Source organism: Photorhabdus sp. RM71S, assembly GCF_042879355.1.
GTDB classification, from domain to species: Bacteria; Pseudomonadota; Gammaproteobacteria; order Enterobacterales; family Enterobacteriaceae; genus Photorhabdus; species Photorhabdus kayaii.
Genome location: NZ_JBHFKV010000003.1, coordinates 1 through 13,209, shown reverse-complemented (window position 1 = coordinate 13,209; position 13,209 = coordinate 1). Strand labels below are relative to the sequence as shown.

The 13,209-nt window shown below is 42.8% G+C and carries 10 protein-coding genes; 3 read left to right on the top strand and 7 right to left on the bottom strand.

The window, feature by feature from the left end; translation table 11 throughout:
- Positions 1–66: 66 nt before the first annotated feature.
- The 7 genes from fur to ACGF5R_RS02065 all read right to left on the bottom strand — a co-directional run bounded on the left by fur (position 67) and on the right by ACGF5R_RS02065 (position 8,767).
- Positions 67–513, bottom strand: a complete 447-nt coding sequence (fur, locus tag ACGF5R_RS02095; RefSeq protein ID WP_112878099.1) for a ferric iron uptake transcriptional regulator — start codon at positions 511–513, stop codon at positions 67–69.
- Positions 514–879: 366 nt separating this feature from the next.
- Positions 880–1,410, bottom strand: coding sequence for a flavodoxin FldA (fldA, locus tag ACGF5R_RS02090; RefSeq protein ID WP_112878100.1), 531 nt, complete (start codon positions 1,408–1,410; stop codon positions 880–882).
- A gap of 174 nt (positions 1,411–1,584) precedes the next feature.
- Positions 1,585–1,872 (bottom strand): LexA regulated protein, encoded by a 288-nt coding sequence (gene ybfE, locus ACGF5R_RS02085; protein ID WP_049583800.1) that lies wholly within the window; start codon positions 1,870–1,872, stop codon positions 1,585–1,587.
- Between the two features lie 138 nt (positions 1,873–2,010).
- Complete coding sequence (locus ACGF5R_RS02080; protein WP_112878101.1) at positions 2,011–2,979, bottom strand: GlxA family transcriptional regulator; 969 nt, start codon at positions 2,977–2,979, stop codon at positions 2,011–2,013.
- Positions 2,980–3,166: 187 nt separating this feature from the next.
- A complete protein-coding gene (locus ACGF5R_RS02075) occupies positions 3,167–5,311 on the bottom strand; it encodes a type I secretion system permease/ATPase (RefSeq protein WP_387689557.1) in 2,145 nt (714 codons plus the stop codon).
- A gap of 2 nt (positions 5,312–5,313) precedes the next feature.
- Positions 5,314–6,669 carry an HlyD family type I secretion periplasmic adaptor subunit gene (locus tag ACGF5R_RS02070; RefSeq protein ID WP_112878103.1) on the bottom strand — a complete coding sequence of 452 codons (1,356 nt, stop codon included), beginning with the start codon at positions 6,667–6,669 and terminating at the stop codon, positions 5,314–5,316.
- Positions 6,662–8,767, bottom strand: coding sequence for a peptidase domain-containing ABC transporter (locus ACGF5R_RS02065; protein WP_387689554.1), 2,106 nt, complete (start codon positions 8,765–8,767; stop codon positions 6,662–6,664). Before ACGF5R_RS02065 ends, ACGF5R_RS02070 begins: the two co-directional genes overlap by 8 nt.
- A gap of 301 nt (positions 8,768–9,068) precedes the next feature.
- On the opposite strand from ACGF5R_RS02065, the gene ACGF5R_RS02060 reads away from it, so the two are divergent.
- From ACGF5R_RS02060 to rtxA, 3 genes are all read left to right on the top strand, one after another.
- Positions 9,069–9,419: a peptide chain release factor 1 gene (locus tag ACGF5R_RS02060; RefSeq protein WP_387689551.1), complete on the top strand. Its 351-nt coding sequence runs from the start codon at positions 9,069–9,071 to the stop codon at positions 9,417–9,419.
- Positions 9,420–9,440: 21 nt separating this feature from the next.
- Positions 9,441–9,902: an RTX toxin-activating lysine-acyltransferase RtxC gene (rtxC, locus tag ACGF5R_RS02055; RefSeq protein WP_112878106.1), complete on the top strand. Its 462-nt coding sequence runs from the start codon at positions 9,441–9,443 to the stop codon at positions 9,900–9,902.
- Positions 9,903–9,940: 38 nt separating this feature from the next.
- Positions 9,941–13,209, top strand: a 3,269-nt coding sequence (gene rtxA / locus ACGF5R_RS02050; protein WP_387689548.1) for an MARTX multifunctional-autoprocessing repeats-in-toxin holotoxin RtxA, incomplete at its 3' end; no start/stop codon positions are given.

Below are 13,209 nucleotides of genomic sequence, written 5' to 3'. Positions count from 1 at the left end.
GTAAGAGGGGAACCCTGATGGGTTCCCCTCTCTAGGTAGATAAAAAATTAGCGGTTCAGGCGTGAATTATTTCTCGTCATGTGCACTACTATCTTCGCGGCAATTACCGGCAGAGCAGTGACCATATAAATAAAGACTGTGGTTTGAAAGCTTAATCCCATAACGCTCAGCAATGTTCTTCTGGCGTCTTTCGATATATTTGTCACTGAATTCAATGACTTTACCACAGTCCAGGCAGATTAAATGGTCGTGGTGTTGTTGTTGAGTGAGTTCAAAAACCGATTTGCCACCCTCAAAGTTATGACGGGTGACAATACCGGCATCATCAAACTGATTCAACACGCGGTAGACAGTAGCAAGTCCAATCTCTTCACCGTTATCAATCAGTTTTTTGTAGAGATCTTCCGCACTGACATGGTGGTATTCAGGCTCCTGTAACACTTCCAATATTTTCAGACGAGGAAGTGTAACTTTAAGTCCAGCATCTTTTAATGCCTTATTGTTGTCGGTCATGCGGATTCAGTCCTGTTACTCAGTAAAGTGAACTTAGTGATACTTCAAAAAGTACCAGTTAGTTATCAGATTATGATTATAGGCATGGCTAATGAAAATGAAAACCACGTTAACCTTAACTTTCATTATACATTTTGCCAGAATAATCGTTTATAAAACGCAGGAATAACCTTACTATTTATCATACTTAGGCTGTTTTTTGCCATTCTTCGTAGTGAAAAGCGGATTTAAGCAGTGTTCTGACAAAAGTAATAGCCTTTGAATGCGATCCCACAGGTGCGAGTGAAGCGAGTCACTTCTCACCTACCGTGGGTTCACTATTGATAAGAAATGGCCTGCACCAATTACGCTTACTGGGATAGGCCGCTATCCTGCAAGAATTTCTGACAAACTCAGCTCTTCGTAGATCTGTTTAGTCCAGGCATTAACACGCTCTTCTGTTAATTCTGGTTGGCGGTCTTCATCAATAGCAAGCCCAATAAAATGGCTATCATCAGCCAGACCTTTTGATTCTTCGAAGTGATAGCCCTCGGTTGACCAATGACCAACAATAATGGCGCCGCGGGGTTCAATAATGTCACGGATAGTTCCCATAGCATCGCAGAAATATTCCGCGTAATCTTCTTGATCACCACAACCAAAAAGGGCGACCAACTTCCCTTCAAAATCGATCTCTTCCAGAGTAGGAAAGAAATCATCCCAGTCACACTGTGCTTCACCGTAGTACCAGGTAGGGATGCCGAGCAGCAGAATATCGAACTGTTCGATATCTTCTTTGCTGCTCTTGGCAATATCATGAACTTCTGCAATGTCGGAACCCAGAATTTTTTGGATCTTTTTGGCAATATTTTCTGTGTTGCCGGTATCGCTGCCAAAAAATATACCTATAATTGCCATAGGATAATATAACCTCTTGTTTTATTTGTGTATTTCTGTATGAGATATACGTATAAAATGTTAAAAATCAGTAGAAAAGGCTCTGATTGTATTAATAAAAAAACAAAATCCTATTCTGACTAAACAGTCAGGACAATTCTGTCAAATTTGTGTGATTTCGTGCCTTCAATGCTATCAAGTCGTGATGTTACTTTCTGCTAACTGGGCCAGCAAAATTTGCTCGATGAGTTCACTGCGGCTGATGTTGCGTTGCTGTGCAAGAAAGTTAAGCGCATCTACTGCATCAGCATTTATTTTCAGCTCCACACGACGCAGACCGCGCACCTTATCACGGCGAAGTTGGTTACGCTTGTTGACTCTGAGTTGTTCATCCCTGGAAAGTGGGTTGGTTTTTGGGCGCCCCGGTCTGCGTTCATTTGCGAACAAATCCAGAGTGGTGCGATCCATTTGTTCTTTTGCCATAAATTCAATTAGTAAAGGGCGTATACCATAAAATATAGCACGCCATGATACCCCAGCTTCTAGTGTATCGCTACTGCCTGACAAAGATAAAAGCGGCGTCATTGCTTATCTGTAAAGGATTGTGGTTGAGTTTCCGTTTTAGCGGTGTTGGTATTTTCTACGGTACTCTATTGGTGTTAACCCATTAAGTTTCTTGAATAACTCTCTGAAATAGCGAGTATCTTCATAGCCAACTTCATGGCTGATTTCTTCTATGGTCTTATTCGATTTTTCTAACCGGCATTTCGCCAGAGATAGTCGAATCTGTTGGATATATTGAATAGGTGTCTGGCCGGTTGCAGTCTTAAAGCGCCGCTTCATCTGTCTTTCACACAGATGAATTTTATCGGCCAAATTGCCAACTGATAATCTGTCTGATGGGGCAGAATGCATCCAGTCTTGTAGTTTGTGGATTAATGTATCTGAATGTTGGCGATAGGGTACAAAACTTGCGAGAGTATGAGAGGGGAGACCTTCCATATTACCAAATATGAGCTGACTACAGGTTTCCCTAGTATTTTGACCATATATCTGTTCAATAATATGCATCATGACATCGTTGTATTCATAGGTGCCAGAAGTACAAAAAATATTGTTATCGCTGGTGACTTTTATTTCTGAATGTAATTGTACTTGCGGAAACATGTCCTTGAATAATTTGGTAAATAGCCAGTGTGTGGTGGCTTTGCGGTTATTGAGTAAATTAGCTTTAGCCAGTACAAAAGAACCTGTACAAACGGAGACGATAGGAACATTTTTTTCTTCCATCATTTGGAGCCAATCTAAGGTTTCTTGAGTACAAAAATCGAAATCGTAATAAGGGGCCCCAATTGAACCCACCAGGACAATATCTGTTTGTTTTATTTCTCCTATGAGTTTATTGGGTTTTAGCCGAATACCCCCCATCCCGACAGCATCCTGATTATCCTGTGTGACAATATTGATTTCTGGCTCCGGCGCTCCGGCTAAACGAGCAGCAGTGGTTAAAATTTCTATTGGGCCAGTAATAGAAGTCAGAGATCCTCCTGAAAATACTAACACGCTTAAAGAAACTGGATTCCTGTCCATAAGAATTCTCCAACTTAAAAATTAAGATGTATCAAGATATTTCATTGTCTAACATCTTAATAACTTATTGTAACAATTTAAATAAGTTAATTACATTGAATTATTTTTTTTGAACAAACAAGTAAAATAAAAAATAATTTCAGCCAAAACTTATTCCGTCTTTGTTAAGAGTTGGCTGAATTGTCATTTAATTTTCGCCAACTTGTTGATGCCACAGATGCGCGTATAAGCCATCTTGCTGGAGCAATTGGTCATGCGAGTCAAATTCGATAATTTGCCCCTGATCTAACACACAGATTTTATCCGCGTGGCGAATTGTATTGAGCCTATGAGCAATACTGATCACTGTTCTGTTACGGCATATTTCGTCCATATTTGCCATGATTGCCGCTTCGGATTCATAGTCCAATGCTGAGGTGGCTTCATCAAGGATCAGAATAGTTGGGTTGACCAGGAGCGCTCTTGCTAATGCGATTCTCTGTCTTTGACCACCTGAAAGATTTACTCCTTTTTCCCCAACTGGATGCGTAAAACCGTGGGGAAAGGATTGAATAAATTCAATGGCCCCGGCTAACTCAGCGGCACGATAGACTTCTGCATCTGTTGCGTTGGGCTTACACAGCCGAATGTTATCGGTGATACTGCCAGAAAACAGGATACTTTCCTGGAGCACAACACTCATATTACGGCGTAAAGAGACGGGATCAGCAATAGCCAAATCCATGCCATCAATCAAAACTTGTCCATGTTGAGGTACGTACAACCTTTGTAGCAAACGGGTGAGAGTACTTTTACCTGAACCGGACGGTCCAGTTATACCAATAAATTGACCCGATTTTATCAATAACGACAGGTTCGCCAGAACTTCTGGTGTGTCGTCATGGTAGCGGAAGCGAATATTTTTGAATTCAATTTGGCCTTCCAGCTCAGGTACAGAAGCCAATCCCTGTTTACTGTTTTCCATTGGCTCATCAAGAATATCCCCCACACGTTTCAAGGCGATTAACGTATGCTGAAAATCTTGCCAAACCTGTGCGAGCCGGAGGATCGGTTGCGTGACGTGTCCGGCCAGCATATTGAAGGCAATAAGTTGCCCCGGAGTCAGTTCACCGCGTAAGACTTCTGTCACCCCCCACCATAGGAGGATCGCGGCGGTAAATTTCTGGACAAAATCGATTCCCTGTCCTGCGATTAAACCGCTTTTCTGTGCCGCGAAGCTTTTAGTCAACTGCTGGCTGAGAATACGTTGCCACTGATGCAAGAAACGGTTTTCAGTCGCGGTGGTTTTGATGGTTTCAATCCCAGTGACGGCTTCAGTCAGAAAGCTTGTTGCATTTGCATCGGTTTCATATTCTGCTTCTACTTTGCGGCGAATAACCGGCCCGGCGACTACCCAGAATACGAAGTAAACAAAAAGTGAGCCAATAACAATCCAGGTTAGTATCCAGGCGTAATAAAACATGATGCCAATAAACATGATGACGAAAATTAAATCCAGCAACAGCATCAGGGTAGAACCTGTCAGAAACTGGCGGATTTGAGACATCTCTCTGACTCTGGCAATGATCTGCCCTGTTTGCCGTTGCTTAAAATATTGCAGCGGCAATCCTGCCAGATGACGATACAGTCGCCCGGAGAGCTCAGAATTTATCTGGCTTGCCATGTGCCCAAACACGGTGTTGCGCATAAAGCTATACAAGGGTTCGGCAAGGGCGATAGCGAGCATAGCCATACCTAATACATGCAGGCTAGATAAACTTCGTCCTACTAATACCTTATCGATGATGTTTTCAAACAAGATCGGACTGACCAGTGCAAATAACTGGAGAACTATGGCAAACAAAAACAGATCTCTTATCTGACTTTTCTGCCGGAAAATGGAGGGATAAAACCAGTTCAGGCCGAATTTGACATGTTTTTTAGTTAATTCCTGATCGGCGATTAGCAGGATCTTATAGGTATTTTCTTTATTATCAGCAAATAAAGAGAGTGACCTCGTTTGTTCAGTAGCCGGATCGAGAACAATAATATGGGTGTTACTGACTTCAATCAGTACCCACCATTGCTGTTCCAGTTCAATCAAGGCCGGTAAGGGTAATGTTGGCCCAGTATTGACAGTTAATTGCTCAATTTTACTGTGTAGCCCAATAGCGTCTGCGGCTTCGCGTAGTTGTAACTCATTCAGATATAAAGAATCAAAACCCAGTCTGTGCTGAAGTTGATCAACAGTAGCTGACTTATGAAATTGTTTCCCCACATAGACGATACAATTTAGCGCCTGATTATGAGTGTAGTTACTGGAATCAGTGGCAGAAGAAGGTAATAGGTTCACGATTATTTCTCCCTTAATGCTTCAGATTGATACTCTCTGATAGGACTCAAGAGATAATCGATAACGCGGCGTTGGTCGGTTTTGATTTCAGCGACGATTGACATACCTGGGGTAATTTCAACCTGGGTATCGTCTATGGCAATGCTATTACTTTTAAGGCTCACTTGAGCGGGAAAGACCAATCCTAACCGTTCATCGGTGGTTGAATCTCTGGATATACTCAGCAGTTCGCCGTCAATCGTGCCATAACGTGTATAAGGGAAAGCATCTACCTTAACGGTGACTAGTTGGCCTGGATAAACAAATCCGGCGTCTTTGTTTAAAATTTGCACTTCCGCCAACTGCACGTTGTCATCAGGGACGATCACCATTAAGTTTTGTGCCGGTTGCAGTACCGCGCCTAATGTATGGACGCTGAGTTGTTGAACTGTTCCTGTGACGGGGGAGCGAATGACTTCAAGTTGTTCCCGTATCTGAGCTTTTGCCAGCTCTTGCTCTAAAACGACCAATTGAACTTCGGCCTGTTTTCTTTTATCAAACCATTCGCGTTCTTTTTGTGTTTTCAGGCTGTTTAAGCGTTCTTCCAGGCTAATATATTGCGATTGCAGAACATGAAGCTCCGCATTTTGTTGGGCAATCAGGCGTTCTGTTTCCAGAAACTCTTTTTCCTGTTCAAGATATTCAACTTTACTGATCACTTGTTTTTGACTTAAGGTTTGACGTGCTTTTAAACGCTGGCTGATATTTTGCCGGAGCTTAGTGAGCGCATTGATATCGCTTTTTCGTGATTGTTGAGAAGAGAGATTGACGTTCATCTCTGCTTTCAGATTTGTTACAACAGCTTCGTATTCTCTTTTTTCCCGGGAATAGTTGTCAGCAACTTGTGTTTGTTGAGATGCCGGCAAAGCCTGAAACAGTTCCTGTTCTGTCGGTTCCTGCTCTTCTGTCAAAGCCTGATAACGAATTTTTTCGTGGGCTTGATATTCGATCTGCTTTAATAACCGGGTGATATCCTGGTTAACACCGAGTGTATTGAGTGTCAGAAGTGGGGCGTCTTTCTTTACCCGCTGCCCATTCTGAACATGGATAGCGGTCACTCGGCTCTGTTCGTATGCCTGAATTATCTGAGAACGGCCAGAGACAATCAGGCGACCGGTTGCGGTTGCCTGAACATCCAACTTACCCAGATAGGCCCAGAGTAAGGCTATGATAATACCGATACTGAGCGTTATTGCAGTGTAGCGGGCAAAAGGCGACGGTGGTCGTTGTGACAACGCTAAATGTGTCGGTAAAAAGTCATAATGTCGCGGGCAAGGGCGCAACCAGGTTTTAATTTTATTCTTAAAAGCTTTAATCATGACAAGGCATCTCCTGTTTTAATTCTTGTTGTAACTGCCAGAGCTTCCGGTATTGTCTACCGTGGTTAAGTAGCTGTTCATGAGAGCCTTGTTCGAGAATTTCCCCCTGTTTAAGAACAATGATGCGATCACAATGACGTACAGTTGAAAGGCGGTGTGCGATTGTGATAACCGTTCTGCCTTGGGCAATTTCTGCCATATTGGATTGAATGAGTGATTGTGATTCATCATCAAGCGCACTGGTTGCTTCATCAAGAATGAGAATTTTGGGGTTAGTCAGGAGAGTTCGGGCAATCGCCAGCCGCTGACGTTGACCGCCGGATAAAGATTGTCCGCCTTCTGCGATAGTTGTGTCATATCCCATCGGCAGCTTGAGAATAAATTCATGAGCACCTGCCAGCTTAGCGGCTTTAATCACGGCTTCCAGGTTGGCGTCAGGTTTTGACTGGGCAATATTTTCATATACCGTTTTGTTAAATAAGAAATTTTCTTGTAGAACCACACCGACTTGCTGTCTGAGTGTTTCAATATTTATATTTTGTAATGGGATTCCATCTAAGGTAATTGCGCCTATTTCTGGGGTATAAAGGCGGAGTAATAAACGAGCCAATGTACTTTTTCCGGAACCAGAGGCACCGATAATACCAATGGTTTCTCCGGCTCTGATATCGAGAGTCAATCCTTTAATCGTTGGTGGAATATCGGGTTGATAGCGAAAAACAACATGGTTAAATGAGACTGCTCCTTGCAGTGTGATTTGCTGCTGGCCGGATTGTTGCTCGGTTGGCAGGTTTAACATATCTCCTAACTTATCGACGGCCACCCGCGTTCTGATAAATTGTCCCCATAGTTCCACTAATCTGGCTAATGGTTGGGAAGTGTGATTTACCATCATATTGAAGGCGATCAACTGACCGATGGTCATTTGCAGTGATAAAACCTCTGATGCGCCTAACCAGAGAATTGCCACAATGGTAACTTTTTGCAGTAGCATAACAATATGGTTTGAACGATTACCCAGTTGCTGTACTGCATAACTAGTATCGACCATCTTCTCAGTCTGGCTATCCCAACGGCGAACGAATTTAGGCTCTACCGCCAGACTTTTCAGTGTTTCAGCACCAGAAACCGTTTCAGTCAGAAAAGAGGTATTTATTGCTGCATGGGTGAATTGTTGTTCAACCGCTTTTTCCATGCGAGGAGTTAGCCACCATGCCAAAATGGCATAAAAAGGGAGGGTAGAGAGAAAAATCCAGGTCAGTGTGCTGGATAACAGCGCCATCACATAGATGAAAATAAACATAAATAGCAGATCGACAGATAAGGTGAACATTGAACCAGTTAGAAATTCTCTGACGGTATTCAGTTCACGCACACGTGTGACAATTGCCCCTACCTGACGGGATTTAAAAAAGAGTAAAGGCAGCCCGAACAGATGCTGGACTAATTTTAATCCCAGTTTGATATCAATGCGGTTGGCGGTGTGAGCGTATTGGTATTCGCGTAATCCACGTAAAATCACCTCAATGATGCCGGCAATAATTAAGCCAAAGACTAATACATCAAGTGTCGATAACGCTTGATGGATTAAGACCTTATCCATAACCACCTGAATAACTAAAGGTGAAATTAACGCAAGAATCTGTAACACAAAGGAAAATAGCAGTATTTCCCCCAGATTTTTCTTTTGTGTCAGGAATTCTGGAATAAACCAACTGATGTTAAATTTGGCTTGTTTCTGTTTAATTTTAATCCATTTCCCATTCCACTCTTTTATTAGTCTTTCTTCAGACCATATTTCAGGAGTTTCTTTATCAACCCTCTGTATTAGTGAACTCTCTTTATTCGATTTGGCTAAAACAAAAGGTAGGCCATTATTATCAAACAAAATTGCGGGTAAAGGTATGTTATGGTGATTTTTGCTTACGGAATTTTTATTTGAAAGAGATAAGTTAAATTTTTTCTCTATATTCTTGATATAGGCATGGTAACAATCAGATTTTTTTAAGTTATCAATATCAGTAATGCTTTCTTTTCCATTACATATCATCAATATTAATCTTAATGATGCTATGGTTAATTTCTCAATTTTATTCATGAAAAACATCTTTAAAATTCACAAAAAATACTAATTAAAATAAATTGTTATATTAATTTTGTGTGGCATTTAAGTAATTGCTTATTATCTTATATTTATTGCCAGTACCAGTGTGGGTAAATGGGACTATATATGGGGGGTAAAATGACTTTTTGTATATAAATTATTGATTTTGAGTTTTTGCTCTATATTATTTTATTGATTCATTTACTCTCAATGTATTTATAGATATACAAATTTTCTTTGTTGTAAACATTGTATATTCTCATTAACAAATTGTTTATTTTTGGTGAATAAAAATATGTCTGAAAAATTCGTACAAACTATCTCTAGCGTTAATTATAACAAAGGTGTTTTTTCTCTTTATTTCGTTGGTCAAGAACCTAATCGTATGGCGAATGGGATAATGGCAGAAAATGATAATGAACTTGAATTAAAACAAGTGATTCATATGCCAGCATCGGGATTTATGTATATGGTTTCGATGGTTAAAAATATGTTGGAAGATCCACGAATGGCGGCTGAATTTGACAAATTGGTTGCAGCCGGATTTTTACCTACGCCACAAATAGCTGAAGAGCAAATTGTATCGGAATCTATAGCGGAAGAGCCTGCTAACGCTAAAAAACGCCTATCTAAAAATACAAAATAAGATCTCATGGTTGATTAGCGGATGGCGATTATACATCAACCAGTGAAACTGAATAACGCAGAAATTCAAGCAATGATTGGAGGAGTAATGCTGCTGAGTCAGCATTCTCCTCTGCATCGGAGATACCTAGTGTCCGAGTGGCAACAGCGTATCTTGCCTGCATTTGAGCTGAATCAGTTTTGCTATTACGAAGATGAACACGGGCGCCCAATTGCCTTTTGTAATTGGGCTTTTTTATCTGAGCAGAATCGAGATGAGATTCTTTCGGGAGAAAGAGAGCTTACCCACACGGATTGGCGTTCAGGCCCACATATATTTTTTCCCGAAATGATTGCTCCTTTTGGTCACGGGCGTGAAGTTGCCAGGGATTTGCGTCGCCGTGTCTTTTTGCCGTGGAAAGGTCAGAAAGCTTGTACTGTCCGCGGGAAACTTGATGTCCAAAACAACCATTGTATTCGTCAGGTGCAGTGGTTTTTTGTTTAATTTTTATTTAATTTTTGTATGACTTAAAGGGATTTTTGATGGGGAAATCATCAAATAGAAGTACAGAGTATTTCTTTACTGGAAAATACTACGACGATAATGATGGTAATAGTATTACTGCTATTGGTGTTGGGGGTGAAGTTTATGCTTATGGCGGAAATGATGATGTTACTGTTGGTTCATTTAAAGTCGATGTATACCATACAGATGGCGACCTTTCGGTAAAAGGAGCTTCAGGTTACACCGGCATTAGTAAAACGGGAGATGGTGGTCTGTCGTTTGCGGGTGCAGCCGGTGTGGCTTTTATTAATCACACAGGTGAAACGGGAAATTTAAATTATTCAGGTGCTGCCGGCTATAATAAACTGGTTCGTAAAGGTTTGTCTGGTGATACAAATTTTAAAGGGGCCGGTGGATACAATAAGTTATGGCATGAAACTAACCGGGGAAATTTAGATTTTGCCGGTGCAGGGGCATACAATGACATTGACCATACTTGGTTTAACCGTTATCAAGATTCACAGGGAAATGTCACTTTTAATGGCGCAGGCGCTGCAAATAGTATCAATTCACGAGTAGAAAGCGGTAACGTTACATTCAATGGAGCAGGTGCTGATAATCACATCATACGTAAAGGTAAAGAAGGTAATATTATCTTACGAGGTGCGGGGGTATCGAATCGAATTGAGCGTGTACGCCAAAATAAAGATGGGTATGAACAGACGCGTGGTGATATTACTTTTGAAGGTGCGGGTGGTTATAACAAACTCTATTCTGATGTCGCGCATGGCAATATTAATTTCTCCGGTGCTGGTGCTTACAATGAAATCACCAGAATAGGCATGAATAGCAATTTCTATGGTAAGACACTGGAATTTGCTAAAGCCGAAGAAATCGTATTGACGACGGCAACGATGGGAGGAAGCTGGATCCAGGAGTCTCAACAGGTCATAGGTATTAAATCAACTATCGAACCGGATACCTATCTTTTTGCATTTGCTGATGAAATGTACACTAAAATCAGCAAAGTCCAGCTTCAAAATAATCCCACCACGGGTAGACTCAGTTATCATGCCACTTCTTGGTATAAAGCGGGCAATCACCTTGAAAATCTTGCTGCGAAAGACATTTCGTCAGGCAATGGATTTGTTGCGGTAAATGCTAATGGCGCTTACCGCCTCTCCAGTTTGGTTTTTGAGCATCATCAACCCGTCGCGATTCGTGCTATTGAGGACAACCTGTTGATAGATCAGTGGGTAACCTATGCGGGTGGCATGGTGGTTAAAGCAGAGGATATCTCGCTAGGTGATGCCAAAATGGGAGGGTATGCGATCTCCTCTGATGGTAGCAAAATTGATGTTTCCGCAGTCAAGTCAAACCGTCGATCCAATACTTATGTGTATGCTAAAGTGATGGAGCCATATACCAAAGTGGTTGAAGTTCAGTTGACCAATGATCCTGATACAGGACAACTGAAATACAAAGCAACAGCATGGTACAAAACAGGCGATCATACGGGTAATTTAGCCAATGAAGAGTTTTCCTATGATAATGGATATACCTCCATTGGTGCCGGCTACACGTTAAGCCAGCTTCAATATAGTGCCAATACAGTGCACCATGCTTCTCATCGATTAGTACATAGCGAAGAATATAGTCAGCAAGACCTTGTTGAGTCATCCACAAGCAGTGGTTACGTGAATTTTAACGGTGCGGGTGGTGGAAACATTATTAAATCTAATGTTACTCGGGGAAATGTTAATTTTAAAGGCGCAGGGGTGGCAAACGTCATTTTGCATGGTTCAAAATTCGGTGATACGAATTTTGATGGTGCGGGTGCAGCCAACGTCATTGTGAAAAGTGGTGAAAAGGGCGACCTGACATTTCATGGTGCGGGTTTAGCCAATGTTCTGGTTCACCAAGGCCAGAGCGGAAAAATGGATGTTTACGCTGGTGGTGCGGTAAATGTTCTTGTGCGGGTCGGGGATGGGCGATATCTGGCACATCTTCTGGCTTATGGCAATATCTCGATCCACAAAGGCAACGGTAACAGCCGGGTGTTGATGTTGGGCGGGTACAACACTCATACCCAAATAGGTAATGGCAATGGGAACTGGTCCGGAGCGGGCGGTTTTAACGTCATCACTCAGGCCGGAGCAGGGGATATCTCTTCTGTACTTTTAGGTGGCGCTAACGTACTAACTAAGCTCGGTGCGGGAGATCTGGTTACCGGTATGTTCGGTGGTGCCAATATTATCACCCATCTCAGTGATGAGACTGAAACCGCCAACACCACCGCCATTGCGTTGGGCGGCGCCAACATCTTGACCAAGAAAGGGAAAGGCAATGCGCTGGCGGTCATGGGCGGTGGTGCGAACGTCCTTACGCATATCGGTGACGGCAATACCACGGGCGTGATGCTGGGTGGCGCGAATATCTTGACCAAAGTCGGAAAGGGTGACACGACCGGCATCCTGTTTGGCGTTGGCAACGTGTTGACTCATGTTGGTGACGGTTTGACACTGGGCGTGATGGCTGCGGCAGGGAACATCTTCACCAAAGTTGGGGAGGGGACATCAATTGCGGCCATGATTGGCGCGGGCAACCTGTTTACCCATGTCGGCAAAGGAGATGCATGGGCATTAATGGGCGGCGCAGTGAACGTCTTTACCAAAGTGGGTGACGGTAATGCGCTGGCCTTGATGGTAGCCGCAGGCAATGTGTTCACTCATATCGGGGATGGCACCAGTGTTGCGCTGATGCTGGCAAAGGGCAATATCGCCACGAAAGTGGGTAATGGCATGACCCTGGCGGCGGTGATTGGCAAAGCCAATATCTTTACCCATATCGGGGATGGCAATACCTTTGCAGCCCTGATTGGCGGGGCCAATGTGCTGACCAAAGTCGGTAATGACCTGACCGCCGCTTTAATGATAGGGAAAGCCAATATCTATTCGCATGTGGGTGATGGCGCCAGTATCGGTTTGTTTGCCGGCGAACTGAACGTGATGACCAAAGTCGGTAATGGCACAACGCTGGCGGCCATGTTTGGTAAAGCCAATATGATGACCCATGTGGGGGATGGTTTAACGGGTGTCTTGGCACTGGGTGAGGCGAATATCGTTACCAAAGTGGGTGATGATTTTATGGGGGTGGTTGCGGCGGCGAAAGCAAACGTTATTACCCACGTGGGCAACTCAACGACGGCGGCTGTTTTGCTTGGTAAAGGCAATATTCTGACCAAAGTAGGAAAGGGGACGACAGTCGGCCTGCTTATTTCCGATGTCGGTAACGTGATGACCCATGT